Origin of the sequence: Hyphobacterium sp. SN044 (assembly GCF_021864465.1) — a bacterium.
Taxonomy (GTDB): domain Bacteria; phylum Pseudomonadota; class Alphaproteobacteria; order Caulobacterales; family Maricaulaceae; genus Hyphobacterium.
This window is the reverse complement of sequence record NZ_JAKKUV010000001.1, coordinates 138,996-162,225: the sequence shown is the minus strand read 5'-3', so window position 1 is coordinate 162,225 and position 23,230 is coordinate 138,996. Positions and strand designations below refer to the sequence as shown.

21 protein-coding genes and 1 other RNA gene are annotated in these 23,230 nt (G+C 64.9%); 5 read left to right on the top strand and 17 right to left on the bottom strand.

Annotation, left to right across the window (positions count from 1 at the left end; translation table 11 throughout):
* Window positions 1-21 precede the first annotated feature (21 nt).
* An RNA gene (rnpB, locus tag L5876_RS00840) (RNase P RNA component class A) lies at window positions 22-417 on the bottom strand.
* 18 nt (window positions 418-435) lie between these two features.
* Window positions 436-960, bottom strand: a complete 525-nt coding sequence (locus L5876_RS00835) for a DUF2306 domain-containing protein (protein ID WP_236954196.1) — start codon at window positions 958-960, stop codon at window positions 436-438.
* Window positions 961-1,106: 146 nt separating this feature from the next.
* Here L5876_RS00835 and L5876_RS00830 point away from each other — a divergent pair, with 146 nt between their 5' ends.
* Window positions 1,107-1,463, top strand: a complete 357-nt coding sequence (locus tag L5876_RS00830; protein WP_236954195.1) for a hypothetical protein — start codon at window positions 1,107-1,109, stop codon at window positions 1,461-1,463.
* A 544-nt stretch (window positions 1,464-2,007) separates the two neighbouring features.
* Here the strand turns inward: L5876_RS00830 and L5876_RS00825 are convergent.
* The 4 genes from L5876_RS00825 to L5876_RS00810 form a co-directional block, all read right to left on the bottom strand.
* Window positions 2,008-2,673, bottom strand: coding sequence for an N-acetylmuramoyl-L-alanine amidase (locus L5876_RS00825; RefSeq protein ID WP_236954194.1), 666 nt, complete (start codon window positions 2,671-2,673; stop codon window positions 2,008-2,010).
* On the bottom strand, window positions 2,670-3,584 hold the full coding sequence (locus tag L5876_RS00820) for a DMT family transporter (protein WP_236954193.1): 915 nt from the start codon (window positions 3,582-3,584) through the stop codon (window positions 2,670-2,672). Before L5876_RS00820 ends, L5876_RS00825 begins: the two co-directional genes overlap by 4 nt.
* Window positions 3,585-3,632: 48 nt before the next feature.
* Entirely contained in the window at window positions 3,633-3,935 is a 303-nt protein-coding gene (locus tag L5876_RS00815) for a hypothetical protein (protein ID WP_236954192.1), read from the bottom strand.
* A 62-nt stretch (window positions 3,936-3,997) separates the two neighbouring features.
* Window positions 3,998-4,696, bottom strand: coding sequence for a molecular chaperone DjiA (locus tag L5876_RS00810; RefSeq protein WP_236954191.1), 699 nt, complete (start codon window positions 4,694-4,696; stop codon window positions 3,998-4,000).
* Window positions 4,697-4,747: 51 nt separating this feature from the next.
* Between L5876_RS00810 and L5876_RS00805 the strand changes: the two genes are divergently transcribed.
* Both L5876_RS00805 and L5876_RS00800 read left to right on the top strand, forming a co-directional pair.
* A complete protein-coding gene (locus L5876_RS00805; protein WP_236954190.1) occupies window positions 4,748-8,341 on the top strand; it encodes a hydantoinase B/oxoprolinase family protein in 3,594 nt (1,197 codons plus the stop codon).
* 152 nt (window positions 8,342-8,493) lie between these two features.
* On the top strand, window positions 8,494-9,018 hold the full coding sequence (locus tag L5876_RS00800; RefSeq protein ID WP_236954189.1) for a fasciclin domain-containing protein: 525 nt from the start codon (window positions 8,494-8,496) through the stop codon (window positions 9,016-9,018).
* A 145-nt stretch (window positions 9,019-9,163) separates the two neighbouring features.
* Here L5876_RS00800 and L5876_RS00795 read toward each other — a convergent pair whose 3' ends face one another.
* The 4 genes from L5876_RS00795 to L5876_RS00780 are packed head-to-tail and all read right to left on the bottom strand — an operon-like array spanning window position 9,164 to window position 12,258.
* Window positions 9,164-10,195, bottom strand: a complete 1,032-nt coding sequence (locus tag L5876_RS00795) for a succinylglutamate desuccinylase/aspartoacylase family protein (protein ID WP_236954188.1) — start codon at window positions 10,193-10,195, stop codon at window positions 9,164-9,166.
* On the bottom strand, window positions 10,192-11,097 hold the full coding sequence (rimK, locus tag L5876_RS00790; RefSeq protein ID WP_236954187.1) for a 30S ribosomal protein S6--L-glutamate ligase: 906 nt from the start codon (window positions 11,095-11,097) through the stop codon (window positions 10,192-10,194). The genes L5876_RS00795 and rimK overlap by 4 nt, the downstream gene beginning before the upstream one ends.
* A gap of 53 nt (window positions 11,098-11,150) precedes the next feature.
* Complete coding sequence (locus L5876_RS00785; RefSeq protein WP_236954186.1) at window positions 11,151-11,606, bottom strand: ATP-dependent zinc protease; 456 nt, start codon at window positions 11,604-11,606, stop codon at window positions 11,151-11,153.
* 4 nt (window positions 11,607-11,610) lie between these two features.
* Complete coding sequence (locus L5876_RS00780) at window positions 11,611-12,258, bottom strand: hypothetical protein (protein WP_236954185.1); 648 nt, start codon at window positions 12,256-12,258, stop codon at window positions 11,611-11,613.
* 161 nt (window positions 12,259-12,419) lie between these two features.
* On the opposite strand from L5876_RS00780, the gene L5876_RS00775 reads away from it, so the two are divergent.
* Window positions 12,420-13,271 carry a pirin family protein gene (locus L5876_RS00775; RefSeq protein ID WP_236954184.1) on the top strand — a complete coding sequence of 284 codons (852 nt, stop codon included), beginning with the start codon at window positions 12,420-12,422 and terminating at the stop codon, window positions 13,269-13,271.
* 27 nt (window positions 13,272-13,298) lie between these two features.
* Window positions 13,299-14,270: a glutathione S-transferase family protein gene (locus L5876_RS00770; RefSeq protein WP_236954183.1), complete on the top strand. Its 972-nt coding sequence runs from the start codon at window positions 13,299-13,301 to the stop codon at window positions 14,268-14,270.
* A gap of 7 nt (window positions 14,271-14,277) precedes the next feature.
* Here the strand turns inward: L5876_RS00770 and metH are convergent, their stop codons facing one another.
* The 7 genes from metH to ettA form a co-directional block, all read right to left on the bottom strand.
* Complete coding sequence (metH, locus tag L5876_RS00765; protein ID WP_236954182.1) at window positions 14,278-16,950, bottom strand: methionine synthase; 2,673 nt, start codon at window positions 16,948-16,950, stop codon at window positions 14,278-14,280.
* A gap of 14 nt (window positions 16,951-16,964) precedes the next feature.
* On the bottom strand, window positions 16,965-18,023 hold the full coding sequence (locus tag L5876_RS00760) for a homocysteine S-methyltransferase family protein (RefSeq protein WP_236954181.1): 1,059 nt from the start codon (window positions 18,021-18,023) through the stop codon (window positions 16,965-16,967).
* Between the two features lie 10 nt (window positions 18,024-18,033).
* Window positions 18,034-18,921 (bottom strand): methylenetetrahydrofolate reductase [NAD(P)H], encoded by an 888-nt coding sequence (gene metF, locus L5876_RS00755; protein WP_336886681.1) that lies wholly within the window; start codon window positions 18,919-18,921, stop codon window positions 18,034-18,036.
* The gene (locus L5876_RS00750; RefSeq protein WP_236954179.1) at window positions 18,918-19,913 is read right to left on the bottom strand and encodes a metalloregulator ArsR/SmtB family transcription factor; all 996 of its coding nucleotides are present in this window, start codon (window positions 19,911-19,913) and stop codon (window positions 18,918-18,920) included. Before L5876_RS00750 ends, metF begins: the two co-directional genes overlap by 4 nt.
* A gap of 103 nt (window positions 19,914-20,016) precedes the next feature.
* Complete coding sequence (locus L5876_RS00745) at window positions 20,017-20,784, bottom strand: CPBP family intramembrane glutamic endopeptidase (protein WP_236954178.1); 768 nt, start codon at window positions 20,782-20,784, stop codon at window positions 20,017-20,019.
* Window positions 20,785-20,872: 88 nt separating this feature from the next.
* Window positions 20,873-21,541, bottom strand: a complete 669-nt coding sequence (locus L5876_RS14795) for a response regulator transcription factor (RefSeq protein WP_236954177.1) — start codon at window positions 21,539-21,541, stop codon at window positions 20,873-20,875.
* A gap of 4 nt (window positions 21,542-21,545) precedes the next feature.
* The gene (gene ettA / locus L5876_RS00735; RefSeq protein ID WP_236954176.1) at window positions 21,546-23,213 is read right to left on the bottom strand and encodes an energy-dependent translational throttle protein EttA; all 1,668 of its coding nucleotides are present in this window, start codon (window positions 23,211-23,213) and stop codon (window positions 21,546-21,548) included.
* Between the last annotated feature and the right edge of the window lie 17 nt (window positions 23,214-23,230).

The following is a 23,230-nucleotide window of genomic DNA, read 5'->3' as shown; positions in this document are numbered from 1 at the left end:
GTGAAAAACCGGGAGGTTAGAGGGGTCAGGCGGCCTGTAAGCCGGGTTCTGTGCCGCTGTTTCCGGGATGGAAACAACGCGGCGGCCATTCCTCTGCGACACGCCTCGCGGCGTGCCTGACGCGACCTACCCGAATGGCACCCAAGGGCGGGCGTGCCGGACGAACCGGCATCCATTCCTATTCGGTCTTGCTCCGGGTGGGGCTTGCCATGCCCCCTTCCTTACGGTCGGGGCGGTGCGCTCTTACCGCACCGTTTCACCCTTGCCTGCCGCGAACGGCCGGCGGTCTGTTCTCTGTGGCGCTATCCCTGGGGTCGCCCCCGCCAGGCGTTACCTGGCACCCTGCCCTTGCGGAGCCCGGACTTTCCTCCCCCGCGTCCTTTCGGATCTTGCGGGAGCAGCCGCCCGGCCGCCTGACCAGCCGCCTATGTCGGCTCAGGAGGGCTTCGCGTCAAGCGCGCGGGCATAACGCCGGATCACGCCGCGATCCTCGCGGTCGATCCAGACCGCCCCGACCAGGGCCACGGCGAGGCTCGCCAGCACCACCGCCCACCAGAAAGTCGACATGCCGCCATAAGCCACGGCGAAACGGGTCGAGAGCTGGGAGACGCCCGCCGCGACCAGTCCGACATAGGACCACGCCATGAATTTGTAGTGGCCGAAGACAAGCTGCGCTCGTCCCGTCGCGGTCTTCGCCCGCTTCGAGGCGAGGATCATCCACAGACCGGCAATCAGTGTCGCGGCACTGATGAGCGAGAGCCAGTGAAAGGCGGTGATGCCGTCATCGGCCATCGGCAGGCCGGCCAGGATGAGCACCCAGAAGGCCGCGAAGTATGTGTACCCGGTCAACTTGTGCTGCGCGTCCGCCTTCGGCCGCATCAGCACGAAGGCGCCCGTGATCAGCGCGACGAGCGCCGCCGCCGTGTGCGCCGCACCCCAGATGTCATGAATGATCTGCATCAATGCCTCCCTGCGTATGAATTACTTTATAGTTTGAAGTTTATGGATTTTGAAGGGGGATTGGACGGGCGCGGGTTCCGGGAGAGAGGCGGAGATTTTGAGGTAAGATAATGGACAGTGACGGTTCAGGCATGAGGGAGGCGCGAATGACAGTTCGCAGGCGTCTGGCAGTCTTGCTTGCCGTGGCCTTCTCTCTCCTCCTTCTCCTGTTTCCCGTCCTGCGGGCACTTTGGATCAGCAATTTCGAGGCAGAGCTGCGACCGTGCGGCGTGACTGAAGCCGTGGTTGTGACCTCCGACTCCATCACGCAGGTTCGCGGCGAACGTGGGCCGGTCCAATTTCACTACCGCCAAACCGCGCGTGACGCGCAAGGCCGCATATTCGACCTGCGGCTTTCGGGACCACCCCCTCGAGTGGGTGAACGTGTTCGCATCGAAATGTTCTGCAATGCCGATGGCGAAGTGATGCGGCGGCCCGCCCGGGTCGAACGCATTTCGCATTAGCGCCGCATCACTCCCGCGAAGACCGGAATCCAGAACCAAAGAACACCTGGACTCCCGCCTTCGCGGGAGTGACCGCTCATCTCGTATGGTTCCGATGGAGGCTGGAGTCTGACGGGACAGACGCTTTGGACCCCGGTCTTCGCTTCGCGAAACCGGGGAGCGTCAAAGATGTACGAGGGGGGAAGTACGTGTCCCCTCCCCTTGAAGGGGAGGGACGCGAGCGGCTTGCGAAAGCAAGACGGGAGCGGGGTGGGGAGATGTTTGCTTCCAACGCACCGGGTTTCCTGCGCAGGCAGGAAACCAGACTGGATCCCTGCCTTCGCAGGGATCCCAGGAGATTACCTGCCCCCCGCCCCGGATATATTCCGAGGCCCGTCCACGCTTCCGGTTAACCCTCAAGTTGGACAGGTCCCGGCATCCCCGCCTTCGCGGGGACAGATAAGGCCGGGACAGAGCCAATCGACAATGCCACGCATCGTTCCGGCGAAGGCCGGAATCCAGCGCAAAGGGAAATCTGGACTCCCGCCTGCGCGGGAGTGACGTCTCAGCTGGAGATCGCCGCCACGGCGCGCATCAGCCGCCGTGTTTCGTCATCCGCCTCACCGGTCACGGCGGAGGGCCGGAAGCGGCGCTGGAAAGCCTCGATCACGGCTGACCGGCCCGCATCGAGCCCGTAGCCGATCTTCGACAGATCGCCCTCGACGTCATCGGAGGGTTTGTCGATCAGGGACGGCCAGATGGCGGCGCCGACATCCGCCAGTTTCCGCCAGGGAAATCTCTCACCCGGGTCCTGTTTGCGTCCCGGGGCGAGGTCGGAATGGCCGATCACCGCGGACGGGTCGAGGTCGTGGCGCTTGAGGATGTCCTGAACGAGTTCGATCACCACGGCGATCTGGGCGTCCGGGTAATCGGGGAGGCCGAAATCATGGCCGCCATTGACGATCTCGATCCCGATCGAGGCGGAATTCATGTCCGTCTCGCTGCACCATTCGCCAACGCCGGCATGCCAGGCGCGTTGGTCTTCCGGCACCAGACGCAGGACGTTTCCGTCTTCTTCGACGACGTAGTGCGCGCTGACCCCGGCGTCGGGATCGCGCAGGCGGTCGATTGCCACCTGCCCCGTTTCCATGCCGGTATAGTGCAGCACGACGAAGCGGATCGGCGATTTGCGGTCGTTGAAGTTCGGCGACGGCAGGTCGGTGATGGTCATAATGCTTCTTCGCGCGCCAGCGGGGCCTTGGGCAAGGTCTTGTTCGGCCGCGCCGCGACCAGGGCGACGCCGGCCAGCGCAATCGCCCCGCCGACGGCCAGCCGCCAGCCGAGCGGGTCGCCCGCTACCAGGATACCGAATGCGACACCCGAGAGCGGTGCCATCAGCGTCAGCGGTGCGATCAAATTCGTCTCGTAGCGCTGGATGAGGTGGTAGAAAACGCCGTGGCCGAACATGTTGACGAGGCCCACCGTGTAGATCAGCGCCAGCACGAACAGGAAGCCACCGCTCATCACCGCCGCGATCTGGCCGCGCTCGAGCAGGAGCGACAGGACCAGCAAGGGGCCAATCGACAAGACCCCGATCCAGGCCTGCAGGCGGAAGGGTTTCATGTCGATCTTCTTCACGAGGATCATGCCGACCGCCGATACGGCTGCCGCCCCGATACCGAACAGAAGGCCGAGCGATATCGTCAGATTGGCGGGGTCGGCGCTGACCAGCGCCACGCCCGTGAAGGCCGCGATCGTGCCGACCACACGCAGCGGCCCGAGCCTCTCACCCAGCCAGACCACCGACAGGAGGGTCGCAAACGGCACGCCGAGCTGCAGCGTGATCGCCATTCCGGATGGGGTTGCGGACTGAAGTCCGATGAAGATGAGCGCGTACTGGACGCCGCCCATGCACGCCGCCACGCCGAGGAGGCGCGGCCAATCCTTCGGCATGGGCCGCAGGAAAGGCGCGAGTACCATCGCCAGCAGCAGGAAACGCAGGAAGGCGAAGAAGATGGGCGGGCTACCCTCGAATCCCGGCACCCAGGCCGGGATGCCCGCGATCGAGAATTTCGCGACGACGAAATTGAAGCCCCAGATCAGGCACATGGCCACAAGGCCGAGAGCGTCGCGCAGCGTCATGGGTCCGGGCGTTAGCCCGGAACGGCGCTGTCAGGCAAATGATTTGATCTAGAAGCGGCCGGTGCCTTCGACGGTCCAGCCATTCGGACCCCGGCGCGCGACCAGCAGGGTCGGGTCGCCATTGTCGTCTCCGCCCCGGTTGCGCGGTCCGCGGATCTTGGTCCACAGCCACCAGGCCCCGCCAGCGAGCAGTGCAACACCGATCGCGGCGATCGCCGCGGCGGTCAGGACCGCGGCGAGGAAGAGGACAAGACCGATGAAGGCGATCGCGATCACGCCCGCAGCGAGCGCGCGGACGAAGCGTCCGGCCCCCTGGGCAATCCGTTCGGATGAATTCGTCGCGTCGGTCATGCGGCTACTCCAGTTCTTGCCCCCGCATCCTGACATCAATTTTGGGGCCAGAATGCGCCGCGTCAATCACCGGGCCGCGATTCCCGTGTCCGGATCGCGCGAATTTGAGCGTAAGCGGCGTTGATCATGGCCATTTTCTCATCGGCGAGGCGCTGCATTTCCGGTGGTGCGCCGCGCGCGACGAGCGCGTCGGGGTGATTCTGCGCCGCGATGCGGCGATAGGCACGTTTCAATCCGGCCTCGTCGATATCGGGATCGATTCCCAGAATCAGCCAGGGGTCGTCTTCCGGCAGGCCGACATGACCCATGCGGATCCGGCGGTATTCCCGCTCCGAGAAACCGAAGATGTCGGCCACGGTTTCGAGGAAGGTCAGCTCCGCCGGCGTCACCCGGCCGTCTGCCTTCGCAATGTGGAACAAGCCGTCGAGCACGTCTTCCAGCACGGCCGGGTGGGCGCGGAAACGGCGCGCGAGCCGCTGCGCATAGCCTTCGAAGCCGAGCGTGGTTTCCTTGGCGAGATTGAACAGGCGCGCAATCGCCTCCTCACCTTCCTTCGGAGCACGGAACACCCGGCGGAAGGCGTCGATCTCGTCGGTGGTGACGACCCCGTCGGCCTTGGCCATTTTTGCGCCGAGACCGATCAGCGCCATGGCGAAATCGGCATGGTCCACGCGCCGGCCCGGCCCGCATTCCTCGATCTCGCAATCGAAGGGGTCGGACCGCCCGGCGATGAATTGGGTCAGCTTGCGCCAGAGGGACATGGGTCTAGTCTCCGGCCCGCATGTAACGCGGGAATCGGGCGGGCGCGAGTCGTGAACGGCAGGTGGGAATTCTGGATCGACCGCGGCGGCACGTTTACCGACGTGCTGGCACGCGAACCGGGCGGCCGCGTTCGCGCGATGAAGCTGCTGTCGGAATGCCCGGACTATCCCGATGCTGCGTCCGAAGGCGTACGCCGGTTTCTGGGTCTGAAAAGTAATGAGGCCATCCCCGCCGAAATGATCGCTGCGGTAAAGATGGGCACGACGGTCGCAACCAATGCGCTGCTCGAGCGCAAGGGCGCACCGACGCTCTTCGTCGTGACCGAAGGCTTCGCCGACCTCCTCGTGATCGGCGACCAGACGCGGCCCGACATCTTCGCGATGAAGATCGACCGGCCCGAACCGCTTCATCACCATGTGCTGGAGGTCAGCGAGCGCCTCGCCGCCGACGGCTCCGTCGTGACCCGTTTGGACGAAGCAGCAGCCCTATCGGGACTGAAAGCCGCACGGGCAGCAGGATGTCGCACCGCGGCGATCGCCTGCCTTCACGCCTATGCCAATCCGGCGCACGAAAAACGCCTCGGTGAACTGGCGAGGGAGGCCGGGTTCGACACGATCATCCTGTCGAGCGAAGCGAGCCCGCTGGTGAAGATCGTGCCCCGCGCCTCGACCACCGTCCTCGATGCCTATCTTACACCGGTCCTGAAGGACTATGCCGGACGGGTCGCAGAACGGCTTGATGGCGCGCCGCTCTACTTCATGCAGTCGTCCGGCGGACTGACCTCGGCGGACACATTTGCGGCGCGAGACGCGGTGCTGTCAGGCCCGGCCGGCGGCGTGGTCGGGATGGCGAAGACCGCCGCATCGGCCGGTTTCCCGAAGGTGATCGGCTTCGACATGGGCGGCACCTCGACTGATGTGTCGCGCTTTGACGGCGTCCACTATGAGCGGGTGACCGAAGCGCGCATCGCCGGTCACCGCCTGCGCGCGCCGATGATGGCGGTGCATACCGTTGCGGCGGGCGGCGGTTCGGTCCTGTACTTCGACGGCGAGCGCGCCCGTGTCGGGCCCGACAGCGCCGGCGCCATGCCGGGACCGGCGGGCTATGGCCGCGACGGGCCTGCCGCGGTGACGGACGCGAATATCGTGCTTGGCCGGATCCAGCCGGATGAGTTCCCTCAGGTTTTCGGGCAATCCGGCGACGGGAAGCTGGACGCGGACGCCAGCCGAGCCGCTCTTGCCGAACTCGCCGATGCGATGGGCGCGGACGGGCCGGAGGCGGCAGCAGAAGGTTTCCTCGCGGTCGCGGTTGAAAACATGGCGCAGGCAATCAAGCAGATCTCGATCGGTCAGGGCGTCGATCCGGCGGGCTATGCCCTGTCGTCCTTCGGAGGGGCGGGCGGTCAGCATGCCTGCAAGGTCGCCGAGGCGCTCGGCATGACGACCGTGTTGGTCCATCCCTTCGCCGGGCTGCTGTCAGCGCTCGGAATCGGGCTCGCCGAGCTGCGTGAGACGCGTGAAGCGGCCTCCGGCCTGCCCTTCGATACCGGGCTCGGCGCGGCGCGTGAACGAGCCGAAGCACTGGCCGACGGCGCACGCGACGCCCTCATCCGGCAGGGCGCGGCGGCGAAGGCGATCCGCTCACGTCTGGAAGCCCGGATCAAGGTGGCGGGGTCGGACACCGCCCTGCCCGTCGCATTCAGCGGCATCGAAGCGATGCGCGCGGATTTCGAGCGGGCACACAGCCAGCTGTTCGGTTTTACGCCGGGCGATGCCGCTCTGGTGATCGAGAGTGTCGCAGCGGAGGCCGAAGCCGACCCGCCGGGTGCCGGCGGCTGGTCGATCGATCTGCCTGACATGTCCGGCGATCCGAAGCCGCGCCGCATGACGCAGGTCTTTTCCGGCGGTGGATGGCGGGAAACGCCGGTTGTGGCGCTGGAGGATTTCGGTCCGGATGCGCGCTTCACCGGGCCGGCGCTGATCGTCGAGCCCAATTCCACCATCGTGGTGGAAGCCGGCTGGACCGCGCAGCGCAAGGCCGATGGCATGCTGGTGCTGACACGGGACGGCCGCACCGTGAAGGAAGCCGGATCCACCGCGCTCGATCCGGTGCGTCTGGAACTCTTCAACAAGCGCTTCATGGCCGTCGCGGAACAGATGGGCACGGCGCTCGAGCGCACGGCCCACTCGGTAAACATCAAGGAGCGGCTCGACTTTTCCTGCGCCGTCTTCGATGCCGGGGGCGGGCTGGTCGCCAACGCCCCGCACATGCCGGTGCATCTTGGTTCGATGTCGGCCAGCGTGAAGGCCGCCGCCGAGGCGCACCCGGACCTCGGTCCCGGTGATGCGGTGGCGGTGAATGCGCCCTATGACGGCGGCACTCACCTGCCCGACATCACGCTGGTCGTGCCGGTGTTCGACGAAATGTCGGGCGAACGCCTGTTCTGGGTCGCGGCAAGGGGCCACCATGCCGATGTCGGCGGAATCGCCCCGGGGTCCATGCCGCCCTTCTCGAAGACGATCGACGAGGAAGGCGTGCTGTTCCGGAACCTCAAGGTGATGGAAGCAGGGCGTTTCCTCGACGCGGATGTACGCGCCGTCCTCACCGGCGGCCCCTTCCCGGCCCGCAATCCGGATCAGAATGTCGCCGACATGAAGGCGCAACTGGCCGCCTGCGCGAAAGGCGCGGCGGAACTGAAACGGATGGTCGGCGATCACGGGCTCGACGTGGTGCGGGCCTATATGGGCCATGTGCAGGACAATGCCGAGCGCGCCGTTCGCCGGGTGATCGACGCGCTGGAGGATGGCGAGGCGGTCTCGCGTCTGGAAGACGGGGCGGAAATCCGGGTCCGGATCACCGTCGACCGGGACGCTCGCACCGCCAGGGTCGACTTCACGGGCACCAGCGCCCAGCGCGACAGCAATTTCAACGCGCCGTCGAGCGTCGCGCGGGCCGCCGTGCTTTACATCTTCCGCTGCCTCGTCGGCGACGCGATCCCGCTGAACGAGGGGTGTCTGAAACCGCTGGAGATCGTGATCCCGGAACGCAGCCTGCTCGATCCGAAGCCTCCCGCCGCCGTCGTGGCCGGCAATGTCGAGACCAGCCAGCTGGTCGTCGATGCCCTGTTCGCCGCAGCAGGCCGGATGGCCAGCGCCCAAGGCACTATGAACAACTTCACCTTCGGCAATGCGCGCTACCAGTATTACGAGACGATCTGCGGCGGTGCCGGAGCAGGGTTGGACCACGAAGGACACGGCTTTGCCGGGACCAGCGCGATCCACACCCACATGACGAATTCGCGCATGACCGACCCGGAAGTGCTGGAGGCGCGATTTCCGGTGCGGCTCGCCTGGCACCGGGTGCGCCCGAACTCGGGTGGCGACGGAAAATGGCGGGGCGGTGACGGATCCAGCCGGAAGCTGATTTTCCTTGAAGCGATGGAGGCCGCGCTACTGTCCTCGCGCCGGAATGAACATCCGGCCGGTCTGTCCGGCGGCGGCGAGGCGCTCGCAGGCTCCCAACGGCTGATCCGGTCCGACGGGAGCGAGGTAGTTCTGCCCGCCCTGTTCAGCGTGGCGGTACGGCCTGGCGACGCGATCGTGATCGAGACTCCCGGCGGGGGCGGATTCGGCCCGGCAGATTAAACTTTCGCAATGTTCCGATCCGATGGCGGATCGGGCGCGTATCTCCCCATGTCTTGCGCAAGACATCCCTCTTGAAGACTGGCGCCGCCCGGCCCCTACACGGGCGGCGCCTTTCCTCCCCCCACGAAGCAATCCGAAGGAGCGCAAGCACAATGCGTACTCTCTTTACTGCGACCGCCGCCCTGGCCCTTCTCGCTGCCCCGGCTTTTGCCGACGGACAGGCCAAGGTCGACCACCACGCCTCGTCCGATCATCACGCCATGCAGGCCGACATCGTCGACACTGCGGTGAGCGCCGGTTCGTTCAACACGCTGGTGGCTGCCGTTCAGGCCGCGGGTCTCGAAGAAACGCTGCGCGGCGATGGTCCGTTCACGGTGTTCGCCCCGACCGACGAAGCCTTCGCCGCCCTGCCGGAAGGCACGGTGGAAAGCCTGCTGCAGCCGGAAAACCGGGACCAGCTGGTCGCGATCCTGACCTATCACGTGGTCGCGGGTGAATACATGGCGGGCGATCTGGGCGGCCAGGCGCTGTCCGTGGAAACGGTCCAGGGTGACACGGTCGATATCGATGCGACCGGCGACAACGTCATGGTCGATGGCGCAACTGTCATCATGGCTGACGTCGATGCATCCAATGGCGTCATCCACGTCATCAATGAAGTGATCATGCCCGAATAAGAGGCAGGATCCGGAGCTTTCGGACCCCCTTCCCAGTCCCTCCGGTCCGGGGCACCGCATTCGCGGGGCCGTCTGCCATGCAGGCGGCCCCGCACTGTTTTTCAACGGCGATGATTTCCCTCATCCTGAGGGGCTGTGATCGTGATCAGAGGATTTCGTCCTCGTCGAACAGCGGGTCGCCTTCGGTCTCCTCGCCGATGCGGACCAGGGGATCGACCTTCGGGACGCGGGAAATCTCCGCGATATGGAAGAGCGCATCGCCCTCATTGACGATGGGCAGCATGGTCCGGCCGATGACGAGGCCCGAGAAATTCGCCTTCACGACTTCCTCGCGAGATCCCAGCGGATCGGCGATGGCGGCGATCACATCGCCCTTTTCCACCAGCGCCCCGGCAGCCTTGTAGGCGCGCAGCACACCGCCCATCGGCGCGCGCTCCCAGTGCGAATGCCTGGACAGGACGGGGCGGATTTTCGACGACAGACCCTTGTCGCTGGCGATCATGCCGAGTTGGTGCAGGACGCGGAGAATGCCCTTCACACCGAGGCGTATGGCCTGTTCGTCGAAGCGCAGCGCCTCGCCGGCCTCGTAGACGAGCACGTCCTTGCCCATCTCGCGGGCCGCCATGCGCAGCGAGCCGTCGCGCAGCTTCGACTGGACGATGACCGGGGCGCAGAAGGCCTGCGCCAGTTCCTGCACGCGCTTCGAGCCGGCATCGATCCGGATCTGGGGCAGGTTCACCCGGTGCTCGGCGGCGGAATGCAGGTCGATCCCGACCTCGCAGCGCGACACGATCTCATCGACGAAGAGCCGCGCCAGCCGGGCCGCGAGCGAGCCCGTCGCCGCCCCCGGGAAGGACCGGTTCAGGTCGCGCCGGTCCGGCAGGTAGCGCGTGTGGTTGATGAATCCGAACGTGTTGACGATCGGCACGCAGATCAGCGTGCCTCGAAGCGATTTCAGCTGCGGCGTGCGCAGCAGGCGGCGGACGATCTCGACACCGATGATCTCGTCGCCATGGATCGCGCCGGAAACGAACGCGGCGGGACCGGGGCGCTTCCCGTGAATGACCTGGCAGGAGAGCGCCATCGGCGTGTGGTCGGACAGCACCGAGACCGGGATGTCGACGATGGCACGCTCGCCGGACGGCACGGCGTGCCCGGCCATCTCGAAGACGCTCATCCCTTGCCCTTGGTCTTCGTCTTTCCGGGGCTGGCGTTCTTTTCGACGAAGTCGATGATCGCGTCGGCGACGTCGAATCCGGTGGTCTCCTCGATGCCTTCAAGCCCCGGGGAGGAATTCACCTCCATCACCACCGGTCCGTGATTGGACCGCAGGATATCAACCCCGGCGACATTCAGCCCCATCACCTTGGCAGCGCGCAGCGCGGTCGAGCGTTCCTCCGGTGTGATGCGTACCTTCGCCGCCGAACCGCCGCGGTGCAGGTTGGAGCGGAAATCGCCTTCCCCGCCCTGGCGCTTCATCGCCGCGATCACCTTGCCGCCGACGACAATCATCCGGATGTCGGAACCGCCCGCCTCCTTGATGAATTCCTGGACGAGAATATCGACCTTGGCGCCGCGGAAGGCCTCGATCACCGATTTCGCGGAGCGGCGGGTTTCCGCCAGAACCACGCCGACGCCCTGCGTGCCTTCAAGCAGCTTGATGACGACCGGTTCGCCGCCCACGATATCGAGCACGTCGTCGGTCATGCGCGTTTCATGGGCGAAAGCCGTCACCGGAAGGCCGATCCCGGCGCGCGACAGGAGCTGAAGCGAGCGAAGCTTGTCGCGCGAACGGCCGATGGCGACGGACTCGTTCAGCGACCACACGCCCATCATCTCGAACTGGCGCACGACTGCGGTGCCGTAGCTGGTGATCGACGCGCCGATTCGCGGGATGACCGCGTCATAGCCTTCGAGCGAGCGGCCATTGTGCCGGGCCTCGGGACGCAGCGAGGTGATGTTCATGTAGATGCGCAGCGTATCGAGGACATCGATCTCGTGGCCGCGTGCCTCGGCCGCCTCCACAAGCCGCCGGTGCGAGTAGAGCGAGGCGTTTCGGGCCAGCATGAGAAGGCGCATGGGCGTCAATTCCTGTTCGGCGCGTGGTCAGTATGGGGCAAGCAAGGCGGAAGCTAAACCGGACCGGGCTCGCGCCCCGTCAGGAAGGAGGCAGCGGGGTCGATCAGGACACGGCGTTTCAGCGCCGTCCGGCCGATCAGCATGCGGAAACCCATCTGGTCCCGGCGCGCCAAAGTCAACTCGATCGGCCAGATACGCCCGTCCATTTTCAACTTCGTCTTCACGACGAGGCGTACCGCCGTCTCTCCGTTCGAGGACCGCACTTCGCGTTCGTCGAAGATCGGCATGACGCAGGCGATCCGGGTGCGGTTGTCCTTCTGGACCGGGTGCAGTTCGAACCGCACCCAGGGCGCGCCGGCTTCGGAAAAGCGCTGGATCTTCCAGGCATGGATCGCGGATGTCCGCGCGCCGGTATCGATCTTCGCCTTGATCGGCAGATCGGTCAGATCGGGCAGGCGCACCCATTCGCGCCAGCCAATCAGCAGCGGCTGTTTCTTCGCGGAGGCCAAACCGTCAGTCGCCCAACCAGCCCTGGAAGCTGACATTCTCGAAGACGTCGTCGCCGATCCGAAGCGTTCCGGTCAGCGCGCCCTCCGCGGGTAAGCCCTCGTGGAAAGCTTCGACCTGCTGCGCGTTGAACGTCCCCTCGAATGAATAGGCGCCGATCACTTCATGCGTCCCGGAGAAGGTCAGCGCCTCGTCGGTGATTAGAAAGTTTTCCGGAAAAACCGCATAGCTGACTTCGTAATAGGTATTGCCCAGTTCGCCGATGCCGGTCGGGCTGGAGACGTCATCAAACGCCATGACGAACGGCTGATAGTTTTCGGGTTGGCCAGCGAAGAATTCCTCGAATTCCCAATCCATACCGATTGCGATGTGGTCTAGGCGGATATCGCCAATGCCGACGTCCGTATCGGGCAGATAGTAGCCGAACAGTTCGGTCTCGGCGGCGAAGACCTGACTGTTCGCGGCGCCCTGTTCGGACGCACCGGTTTCATCGGCGGCGTGTTGATCAACCGCCGCGGCGTCTGCCTCGCCGTCTGCGTGTTGATCGGTCGACGCGGCGTCGGCCGCTTCGGCCTCAGCCGGATCGGTGGCGGCTGAATTGCCGCAGGCCATCAGGAATACGGAGGCGATGGCAGAAACGAAAACCGGACGCATGATTGAACCCTCCCCGAGTCGAATTTCCGGACACACTACCGGCAAGCGCAAGCGGCGTCAGCCGAAACCCGATTGTCTCCCGATCGGAAAGAACAAGTGTCCGAATGCCGGGGTCGCTCCGGCGGACGCGGCACACTAGATAGCGGTCAAAGGAGATTGCCATGAGCCAGATCCGGACCCTTGCCTTCAAGACGAAAGGCGTTGCGACATCCGATGGTGCCGGCGTGAAAATCCGCCGCCTGCTCGGTCACCGCGAGCTTCAAATGCTCGACCCCTTCCTGATGCTCGACCATTTCCACTCGGACAATCCGGGCGACTACATCGCCGGCTTCCCGCCGCATCCCCATCGCGGGTTCGAGACCGTGACCTACATGTTCGCCGGGCGTCTGCGCCACAAGGACAACAAGGGTCATGAAGGCGTGATCGAACCGGGCGGCGTGCAGTGGATGACCGCAGCGGGCGGCATCGAACACTCCGAAATGCCGGAGCAGGAAGACGGGCTGATGTCCGGCTTCCAGCTGTGGATCAACCTGCCGCGCGAGAAGAAGATGGAGCCGGCGCGCTATCAGGAATTCGATCCGGCGCGCATTCCCGAAGACGTGCGCGAGACCGGCGCAAGGGCGCGGATCGTGACGGGGAAGACCTCGACCGGGGTCGAAGGCCCGGTGCGCGATGTCGCGACCGATCCCTTCTATGCCGATGTCCGGCTCGATGCGGGCGGCGTCTATGAGGAACCGGTCGATCCGGGCAAGACGGTGATGATCGCCGTGCGCGACGGGTCGCTCCACTTCCGCGATGCCGACGGAAAGGCCGTCACGCTTTCGGTCGGCGAGCTCGGCGTCCTGATGACGGGTGACACGGTCCGTCTGGAAGCGGGGTCCGAAGGCGCGACCGCGCTCTTCCTGGCCGGACGGCCGATCCGGGAACCTGTGGCGTGGGGCGGGCCTTTCGTCATGAACACGGAAGGCGAAGTGCGCCAGGCGATGCTGGACTATCAGGCTGGGCGTTTCTGACAGAAGCAAACATGAAGGAGCGCGCCGATGGGCATGCTCGTTGACGGTCAATGGACCGACAAGTGGTACGACACGAAGTCGACCGGCGGGAAATTCAAGCGTTCCGAGAGCGCCTTCCGCGGCTGGGTGACGGCCGATGGCGGTCCGGGACCGAAGGGCCAGACCAGCTTCAAGGCCGAGGCCGGGCGCTATCACCTCTATGTCTCGCTCGCCTGCCCCTGGGCGCACCGCACGCTGGTCTTCCGGCGCCTGAAAGGGCTGGAGGACATGATCTCGCTGTCAGTGGTTCACTGGCTGATGGGCGAGAATGGCTGGACGTTCATGGACGGTCCCGGCGTCATCCCGGACCCGATCCACAACGCCGACTTCCTGCACCAGGTCTATACCGCCGCGAAGCCGGACTATACCGGCCGGGTGACGGTCCCGGTCCTGTGGGACAAGCAGACCGGCACGATCGTTTCGAACGAAAGCGCAGACATCATCCGGATGTTCAATGCGGCGTTCGACGGGCTCGGCGCGAAGCAAGGCGACTACTATCCCGAGGATCTCCGCGACGAGATCGACGCGATCAATGACCGCGTTTATTCGGATGTGAACAATGGCGTCTACAAGTCCGGCTTCGCGACGAAACAGAGCGTCTACGAGGCCGAAGTCGGCAAGCTGTTCGACGCGCTCGACTGGCTTGAAGAACGGCTCTCAGACGGCCGGACATGGCTGACCGGTGACCGGCTGACCGAAGCTGACTGGCGGCTCTACACCACGCTGGTGCGCTTCGACCCGGTCTATCACGGCCACTTCAAATGCAATCTGCGGCGCCTGATCGACTATCCACACCTCGCTGCCTACGGGCGGCGGCTGCATGCGGTCGACGGAGTCGGCGAATTGTTCAATCTCGAACACGCCCAGCGGCACTATTACGAGAGCCACGGCATGATCAATCCGAACGGGATCGTTCCCGCCGGACCGCTTGAACACATCGCCGACGGCAAGCCGGCCTGACGCAAGGTCAGGCCGCGCTTTTCTCGTCGTTCTCGCTCGGTTCGTATCCGAGGATCGGCGCCAGCGCCTTTTCGGCCTCGGCCAGCGTCCAGCCCTTGCGCTCGGCATAGTCCTTCGCCTGGTCTTCCGCGATGCGGCCGACCGCGAAATACGCGCTGTCCGGGTGGCCGATATAGAGGCCCGAGACCGAGGACGCCGGCATCATGGCGAGGCTCTCGGTCAGCGTGACACCGGCATTTTCCGGCGCATTCAACAGATCGAACAGGGTCAGCTTCTCGGTGTGGTCGGGCTGGGAGGGGTAGCCAGGTGCCGGTCGGATGCCGCGATAGGCCTCGGCGATCAGTTCCTCGCTCTTGAAGCTTTCGTCGGGCGAGTAGCCCCAATACTGCCTGCGCACGCGCTCGTGCAGGTATTCCGCGAATGCCTCGGCGATACGGTCAGACAGGGCGGCGAACAGGATGCCCGAATAGTCGTCATTGTCCGCCTTGAATTCCTTCATCTTGTCCAGGTTCTCGCCGGCCGTGACGGCAAAACCGCCGACCCAGTCCGCGCCCTCGGGAGATACGAAGTCCGATTGCGACAGGTGCGGCCGGTCATTGTCCTTTGCCGCCTGCTGGCGCAGGCCGAAGAAGGTCGCGCGTTTCTCCGTGCGGCTTTCATCCGTCCAGACCGTGATGTCATCGCCGTCGGAATTGGCGGGCCACAGTCCGACCACGCCGCGCGGCTGAAGCCAGCCTTCCTGCACCATCGTGTCGAGCATGCGCTGCGCATCCTCGAACAGGCTGCGCGCCGCCTCACCGCGGTTCGGATCATCGAGGATTTGCGGGAAACGCCCCTTGATCTCCCAGGCCGCGAAGAAGGGCGTCCAGTCGATATAGGGGATCAGGTCCTTCACCGTGACGTCGTCGATCTTCGTGACGCCCGGCGTCTTCGGTTGCGGCGGCTCGTAGCCGGCCCAGTCGATCTTCATCGCATTCTTGCGCGCACCCTCGAGCGGGACGCGGTTTTTCGCCGCCTGGGCGTTGGCGCGGCGTTCGCGGATCTTCTGATATTCCTCGCGGATGTCGGCAACATAGCCGTCGCGGGCGGTTCCAGAGAGAAGTTTCGAGACCACGCCGACGGCGCGGCTGGCGTCGTTGACGTGGATCGCCGCGTTGTTCTTGTAGGCCGGTTCGATCTTCACCGCGGTGTGCGCCGGGCTGGTCGTCGCCCCGCCGATCAGCAGCGGAATATCGTATCCCTGACGCTGCATTTCCGCCGCGACCGTGACCATCTCGTCGAGGCTCGGCGTGATCAGTCCCGACAGTCCGATGATATCGGCCCCTTCCTTCTTCGCCGTGTCCAGAATGGTCTCGGCGGGAACCATGACGCCGAGATCGATCACGTCATAGCCGTTACACTGCAGCACGACGCCAACAATGTTCTTGCCGATGTCGTGGACGTCGCCCTTGACCGTCGCCATGACGATCTTTCCGTTCGACTTGCCTTCCATGCCCGTGCGGCGTTTCTCCTCTTCCAGATAGGGCAGGAGATAGGCGACGGCCTTCTTCATCACGCGGGCCGATTTCACGACCTGCGGCAGGAACATCTTGCCGTCGCCGAACAGGTCGCCGACGACATTCATGCCGTCCATCAGCGGGCCTTCGATCACTTCGAGCGGCTTGTCGAAATTCTGGCGCGCTTCCTCGGTGTCCTCTTCGATATAATCGTCGATGCCGTGGACGAGCGAGTGCTCGAGGCGCTTGGCCACCGGCCATTCGCGCCACTCGGTGTTCTTCTTCTTCGCCTGCTTGCCTTCTTCGCCGCGATAGCGCTCGGCCAGTTCCAGCAGGCGCTCACCGGCGTCGGAGCGGCGGTTGAGGATCACGTCCTCGCAGGCCTCGCGCAATTCCGGCTCGATGTCGTCATAGATGTCGAGCTGGCCGGCATTGACGATGCCCATGTCCATCCCCGCCTTGATGGCGTGGTAGAGGAAGACGGAGTGCATCGCCTGGCGAACGACCTCATTTCCCCGGAAGGAGAATGAGAGGTTGGAGACACCGCCGGACACGTGCGCGCCCTTGAGTTCCTTGCGGATGCGGCGGGTCGCCTCGATGAAGGCGACGCCGTAATCGTCGTGCTCGGCGATGCCGGTCGCGACCGCGAAGATGTTCGGGTCGAAGATGATGTCGTTCGGGTCGATGCCGACGGTGTCGACCAGCAGGTCATAGGCCCGCTTGCAGATGTCGAACTTGCGGTCGGCGGTCTCGGCCTGACCGGTCTCGTCGAACGCCATGACGACGACGGCGGCGCCATAGGACCTGACCAGCCGCGCCTGTTCCAGGAAGGGCTCTTCGCCCTCCTTCAGGCTGATCGAGTTGACGATCGCCTTGCCCTGGACGTTCTTCAGACCTTCCTCGATCACTTCCCACTTGGAGGAGTCGATCATGATCGGCACGCGGGCAATATCCGGTTCGGCGGCGATCAGGCGCAGGAAGGTGCGCATGGCCGCCTTCGAGTCCAGAAGGCCCTCGTCCATGTTGACGTCGATGATCTGCGCGCCGTTCTCGACCTGCTGACGGGCGACGGACAGCGCCTCGTTGTAATTGCCGTCGGTGATCAGGCGCCGGAAGACGGCCGAACCTGTGACGTTCGTCCGCTCGCCGACATTGACGAAGATGGCTTGGGATTGTTCGGACATCAGTACGGTATTCCTCAGGCGGACAGGGCAAAGGGTTCAAGGCCGGACAGGCGCATGGCGGGCGGGCGCGGGCCGTATTCGCGCGGCGCCTTGCCCTTCACGGCTTTCGCGATGGCGGCGATGTGGCTCGGGGTCGTCCCGCAACAGCCACCCACGACATTGAGAAGACCGCTTTCCGCCCATTCCGCGATGTGTTCGGCGGTTTCCGACGGAGTCTCGTCGTACTCGCCGAAGGCATTCGGCAGACCGGCATTGGGATAGGCCAGCACGCGCGTGCCCGCGACGCGGGACATTTCCGCGACATAGCGGCGGAGCTGATCGGCGCCGAGCGCGCAATTGAGACCCACCGCCCACGGCCGGGCATGGCGCACGGAGTTCCAGAAGGCTTCGGTGGTCTGCCCGGAAAGCGTCCGGCCGGATGCGTCAGTGATCGTGCCAGACAGCAGGATCGGGATTTCCTCTCCGGTGCGGTCGGCGAGGTCGAGCAGCGCCTTGATCGCGGCCTTGGCGTTCAGCGTGTCGAAAATCGTCTCGACCAGCATGAAGTCGACGAAGGGCGCCATCGCCTCGGCCTGCTCGTAATAGGCGGCATAGACCTGGTCGAAATCGACTTCGCGGAAACCCGGGTCGTTGACGTCCGGCGACAGCGACAGCGTCTTGTTCGTCGGCCCGATCGCGCCGGCAACGCAACGCTGGATGCCCGTCGCCTCGGTCACGTTGTCGGCGGCCTCGCGTGCGATGCGCGCGCCTTCGCGGGCGATTTCGGAGGCGATGGATTCCATCTTGTAGTCGGCCTGGGCGATCGTCGTCGCGGAGAAGGTGTTCGTCTCCACGATGTCCGCGCCGGCCTCGAAATAATGCTCGTGGATTTCGCGGATCGCGTCGGGCTTGGACAGGTTCAGAAGGTCGTTATTGCCCTTCACCGGCGACGACCAGTCGGCGAAACGCTCGCCGCGATAGTCTTCCTCGGACGGCTTCAGATTCTGGATCTGCGTACCCATGGCCCCGTCGAGGACCAGGATGCGCTGCTTGGCGGCCGCTTCGATGGCGGCGATACGGTCTTTGCGGGACATCGGGGCCTCCTCAGGCAGGCTCGGCAATGGCAGGCTTCAGGCCCAGAAGACGGCAGGTCGCCATCGTCAGGCTCGCCCGGTTCAGCGTGTAGAAGTGGAAATGCTCGCAGCCGCCGTCGGAGAGCTTCTGCACCAGTTCCGCGGCGGTCTGGGCGGTCAGCAGTTCACGGGTCTCGGCGTCGTCGTCGAGGCCGTCATAGCGATGCGCCAGCCAGTCCGGGATGGATGCGCCGCACAGGCCCGCCATCCGCGACAGGCCCTTGAAGTTCGACTGCAGCATGATGCCCGGCACGATCGGGATATCGATCCCGGCGGCGCGGACCTTGTCGAGATAGCGGAAATAGACGTCCGGCTCGAAGAAGAACTGGGTGATGGCCCGGGTCGCGCCATGGTCGACCTTACGCTTCAGCAGGTCGATGTCGTAAGCGAAGTCGCGGCTTTCCGGGTGCTTTTCCGGATAGCAGCCGACAGAAATCTCGAACCCGCCGATTTCCGAAATGCCGGCGGCGAGATCGGCCGCATTCACATAGCCGCCCGGATGCGGCTCGTACTTCTCACCGATGCCTTCAGGCGGATCGCCGCGCAGTGCGACGATGTGCTTCACACCGGCGTCGCGGTATTCGCGGATCACCTCGTTGATCTCGTCCTTCGTCGCGCACACGCAGGTCAGGTGCGCGGCCGGCTTCAGGCTCGTCTCGTCGACGATGCGCTTGACGGTGGCGTGCGTTCGCTCGCGGGTCGAACCGCCTGCACCATAGGTCACGGAAACGAAGCCGGGCTGGAATGCCTCCAGCTTCGATACGGAATCCCACAGGCGCTCGGCCATTTCATCGGTCTTCGGCGGGAAGAACTCGAAAGAAACGGACGGCCCCCCATTCGTTTTCAAACTCGCGCTCACGGGTTTTCTTCCTGTTTTTGTTGCTTGGTGCGCGTGCCCGGTTCGGCAGCGCGCTCGGATTTGGTTGCGGCCCAGATCTTCACCGTCAGGCGGCCGGCGGGCTCTTCCGGATGCAGGGCGATACGCCGCGTCAGGTCGAGTCCGGCGGCGTCGACCCAGTCGCCCATTTCCGCGTCGGAGAATCCGAGGCGGCGATGGGCATGTTCGCTGCGGAGATATTCCAGCTGGTGCGGCGCGAAGTCGGCGATCAGAAGAATGCCGCCGGGCTTAAGCACGCGGGCGCATTCGGTGATCGCGCTGGCCGGATCATCGAGATAGTGCAGCACCTGGTGCACGGTCACGAGATCGGCGCTGCGGTCCGCGAAGGGCAGCGCCGTGACATTGGCTTCGCGCACGAAGAAATGCTTGATCCCCGCCTTCTCGAGATTGAGCCGGGCGAGATTGAGCATGGCGTGGTTCACATCCACGCCGACACCGCGCGCAGCGCGGTCGGCGAAGACTTCGAGCATGCGGCCGGTGCCGACGCCGACATCGACGATCAGGTCGAACGGGCCCTGGCCCGCCGCGGCGAGAATGGCTGCCTCGACCTCGTCCTCGGACAGGTGCAGCGAGCGGATCGTCTCCCAATCCGACGAGGCCCGGTCGAAATAGGCCTGCGCCTCGGCGGCGCGGGCGGCCTTCACGGCTTCGAGACGCTCCAGGTCACGGCGGAAGGACGGGTCGCTGTCCGGCACGAATTCACTGATGAGGGCGGCGAGACGCTTGCCCGCCCCCTGCCCGGTCAGCCGGTAGAAGACGAAGGCGCCCTCCGGCATGCGTTCTGCGAGATTGGCATCGGTCAGAAGCTTCAGATGGCGCGACACGCGCGGCTGGCTCTGCCCGAGAATGTGAACCAGTTCGGACACGGTCAGCTCGCCGCGCGACAGGAGGTGCGCCACGCGCAAGCGTGACGGATCGGCCAGGGCCTTCAGCTGTCGAACCAGTTCTTCCATGCGTCTCGTGTCGCAAAACCTATAAAGATATCTTTATATCGTAATTGCGAGACGATTCAACGTGTAATCCTTCGCAGGTGCGGAAAAATCAGGTCCCTTCGCATTACCCCGGCGCGGTGAGTAAGGCGGGCAGATACCCCTGCGCGGCGAGGGCCGAGAGCAGGGTTCCGGCGATGTTGTTGATCGCATGGGCGAGGACTGCGGGCCAGATCGAGCCGGATTTCTCGTAGATCCAGATGAGGACCAGTGACAGCACGAAGGCGTTGATCGCCTGCGGGGGAATGATGTGCGACGCGCCGAAGATCGCCGAGGAAACGAGCGCGGCGAGCCAGACCGGCCGGTGGCCCTTCATCCACTTGTAGAGAAAGCCGCGGAAGAAGACCTCCTCCGCGAAGGGCGTGATGGCGAAGGTGAGTGCGAGGAAGGCGACGGACATGGCCCAGCCGTTTGCCTCACCGAAGGCGAAGGGCGAGCGGGTCATCCCTGCCCAATCGGGCACGAGCGCGATCATCGCCTTCACCAGAAGCAGGCCAGACACGACGAAGCCCAGCCCCGCGACGCCGCCCAGGATCAGCCAGCCGCGCTTGACCGGCTTCAGCCCCACCGCCGACCAGTCGAGGCGTTTGGGGAGAAGTCCCAACAGCCAGAGCGCGCCGAGCAGTGCGGCGGCCTTGGACGCCTGGCTGATGACGAGGATGGAGGCCGGCAGGCGGTCGCCCGCCCCGAGATAGGCTTCCATTCCGACCGTGCGGGCGACGATGGCCATGTGGCCCCAACTCATCAGCGTGTAGGCGAGCATCGCCGCGGCGAGCACGACGATGCCGTCGCGGAAGCTCCAGAGGCGGGCGGGTTTGGTGGCGGTTGCGGTCATGTATCCCTCCGTTTCGATGGAAGGACGCTGGCGGGCGATGGGCGGCCCGGCCATCGACAGATGTTGACGATGTGTCAGTCGACAGGTGTCAGCTGCCGGATTTCGCCATGCGGATCGCCTGTGTGCGGCTGGTCACGCCAAGCTTCTGGTAGAGCGCACTGTTGTAGGTTCGCACGGTCGACGGCGAGAGGTTCAGCCGCCGGGCGATTTCCTTGTCGGTCAGTCCTTCCGCGATCAGGGCGAGGAGCTCCTGCTCGCGACGGGTCAGATCTGCAGCCACGATAGCGGACTGCGCGCCGGCCGCATCGGCATCCTGGACGATCGACAGGAGCGCACCGGAATGCGGGGCAAAGCGCACGGTCACGGTCTGGCCGGGCACGAGGGAGTCGGCGAAGGCGGAGTCGATCTCGAAGACTCGGTCACCGACTAGGAGGCGGTCGCGCGGCCCGGCGAAGATTCCCGGACGGTCCTGCTGGCGCAGCCGCGCTGGTCCGGTGATCGTATCGACCCCGTCCTCCTGCGTATCGCGGCGGGCCGCCCACCATTGACGGTGGGCACGCGGATTGAGCGTGATCCAGATGAGCGCGGGGAAGACGAAAACGATGACCGGGCTGCGGAACACCGCATCCGGGTTCGCCAGGGCCAGTGCGCCGATCACGCCAGTCAGAAGGAGTGAAGCCAGGACGAGGACCGCCGCGATCGCGCGGCCCCGCCGGTAGCTGGCGAGGCGCGCGCGTTCGATGCCGGTCCGGGCCACCGGTCTAGCGGCTGAACTTCTGGAATTTCACGCGGGTGGGGACGATGGAGTCCTCACCGAGGCGGCGCTTCTTGTCTTCCAGATAGTCGTGGAAATTGCCTTCGAACCATTCGACATGGCTGTCCCCCTCGAAGGCGAGGATGTGCGTGGCGATCCGATCGAGGAAGAAGCGGTCGTGGGTGATGATCACCGCGCAGCCGGGGAAGTCTTCGAGCGCGGCTTCGAGCGCCGACAGGGTTTCCACGTCGAGGTCGTTGGTCGGTTCGTCGAGGAGGAGCAGATTGCCGCCCTCCTTCAGCATTTTGGCGAGGTGGACGCGGTTGCGCTCACCGCCGGAAAGCAGGCCGACTTTCTTCTGCTGGTCGCCGCCCTTGAAGTTGAACGCGCCGACATAGGCCCGGCTCGGGACTTCCTTGCCACCCAGCGTGATCATGTCATGACCGCCGGAGATTTCCTCCCAGACGTTCTTTTTCGGATCGAGGGCATCGCGCGACTGGTTGACGTAGCCGAGCTTCACCGTCTCGCCGATCTCGATCTTGCCCTCGTCGGGCTGCTCCTCGCCAATGATCATCTTGAACAGCGTGGTCTTGCCCGCACCGTTCGGACCGATCACGCCGACCACGCCGCCGGGCGGCAGCTTGAAGTCGAGATCGTCGATCAGGAGGCGATCGCCGAAGCCCTTCTTCACATGCTCGAAATTGACCACATTGCCGCCGAGGCGCGGGCCCGGCGGAATACGGATGACGGCGGTGGTGATGTCCTGACGCTCGGCGGCGTCGCGCATTTCCTCATAGGCCTTGATACGCGCCTTGGACTTGGCCTGGCGGGCCTTCGGGCTTGAGCGGATCCATTCGAGTTCGCGGGCCAGAGCGCGGGACTTCGCGCCCTCCTCGCGGGATTCCTGCGCGAGGCGCTTCTGCTTCTGCTCCAGCCAGGAGGAGTAATTGCCCTCATAGGGGATGCCGCGGCCTCGATCGAGCTCGAGCGTCCAGGTGGTGATCGAGTCGAGGAAGTAACGGTCGTGGGTCACGACCAGGATCGCGCCGGGGAAGCCTTCCAGATAGTGCTGCAGCCACTCCACCGATTCCGCGTCGAGGTGGTTGGTCGGCTCGTCGAGCAGCAGCATGTGCGGCTCCGACAGAAGCAGGCGGCACAGCGCCACGCGGCGGACTTCACCGCCCGACAGCTTGGTCACATCGGCGTCACCCGGCGGGCAGCGCAGCGCGTCCATCGCCATTTCGATCTTCGAATCGATGTCCCAGGCGTCGCGGGCGTCGATCTTCTCCTGAAGCTCGGTCATCTCCGCCATCAGCTCGTCGGTATAGTCTTCGGCGAGCTTCATCGAGACGGCGTTGAAATCGTCGACCAGCTTCTTGTCGGCCGAGCCCTCGATCACGTTTTCCCAGACGGACTTGGACTGATCCAGCTTCGGTTCCTGCGGCAAATAGCCGACGCGCACGCCCTTCTCCGCCCAGGCCTCGCCGGTGAATTCGGTGTCGATGCCGGCCATGATCTTCAGGAGGGTCGACTTGCCCGCGCCGTTCACGCCGACGACGCCGATCTTGGCGTCGGGCAGGAAGTGCAGGGAAATGTTCTCGAACACCGGCTTGGACGCGCCCGGATAGGTCTTCGACAGGCGATCCATGTGGTAGACATACTGGTAGGCGGCCATGGGGCGGCGTCCTTCAA

Coding starts and splice junctions, on each gene's coding strand:
- L5876_RS00835 (WP_236954196.1), bottom strand. CDS start 960: ATGCAGATCATTCATGACATCTGGGGTGCGGCGCACACGGCGGCGGCG.
- L5876_RS00830 (WP_236954195.1), top strand. CDS start 1,107: ATGACAGTTCGCAGGCGTCTGGCAGTCTTGCTTGCCGTGGCCTTCTCT.
- L5876_RS00825 (WP_236954194.1), bottom strand. CDS start 2,673: ATGACCATCACCGACCTGCCGTCGCCGAACTTCAACGACCGCAAATCG.
- L5876_RS00820 (WP_236954193.1), bottom strand. CDS start 3,584: ATGACGCTGCGCGACGCTCTCGGCCTTGTGGCCATGTGCCTGATCTGG.
- L5876_RS00815 (WP_236954192.1), bottom strand. CDS start 3,935: ATGACCGACGCGACGAATTCATCCGAACGGATTGCCCAGGGGGCCGGA.
- L5876_RS00810 (WP_236954191.1), bottom strand. CDS start 4,696: ATGTCCCTCTGGCGCAAGCTGACCCAATTCATCGCCGGGCGGTCCGAC.
- L5876_RS00800 (WP_236954189.1), top strand. CDS start 8,494: ATGCGTACTCTCTTTACTGCGACCGCCGCCCTGGCCCTTCTCGCTGCC.
- L5876_RS00795 (WP_236954188.1), bottom strand. CDS start 10,195: ATGAGCGTCTTCGAGATGGCCGGGCACGCCGTGCCGTCCGGCGAGCGT.
- rimK (WP_236954187.1), bottom strand. CDS start 11,097: ATGCGCCTTCTCATGCTGGCCCGAAACGCCTCGCTCTACTCGCACCGG.
- L5876_RS00780 (WP_236954185.1), bottom strand. CDS start 12,258: ATGCGTCCGGTTTTCGTTTCTGCCATCGCCTCCGTATTCCTGATGGCC.
- L5876_RS00775 (WP_236954184.1), top strand. CDS start 12,420: ATGAGCCAGATCCGGACCCTTGCCTTCAAGACGAAAGGCGTTGCGACA.
- L5876_RS00770 (WP_236954183.1), top strand. CDS start 13,299: ATGGGCATGCTCGTTGACGGTCAATGGACCGACAAGTGGTACGACACG.
- metH (WP_236954182.1), bottom strand. CDS start 16,950: ATGTCCGAACAATCCCAAGCCATCTTCGTCAATGTCGGCGAGCGGACG.
- L5876_RS00760 (WP_236954181.1), bottom strand. CDS start 18,023: ATGTCCCGCAAAGACCGTATCGCCGCCATCGAAGCGGCCGCCAAGCAG.
- L5876_RS00750 (WP_236954179.1), bottom strand. CDS start 19,913: ATGGAAGAACTGGTTCGACAGCTGAAGGCCCTGGCCGATCCGTCACGC.
- L5876_RS00745 (WP_236954178.1), bottom strand. CDS start 20,784: ATGACCGCAACCGCCACCAAACCCGCCCGCCTCTGGAGCTTCCGCGAC.
- ettA (WP_236954176.1), bottom strand. CDS start 23,213: ATGGCCGCCTACCAGTATGTCTACCACATGGATCGCCTGTCGAAGACC.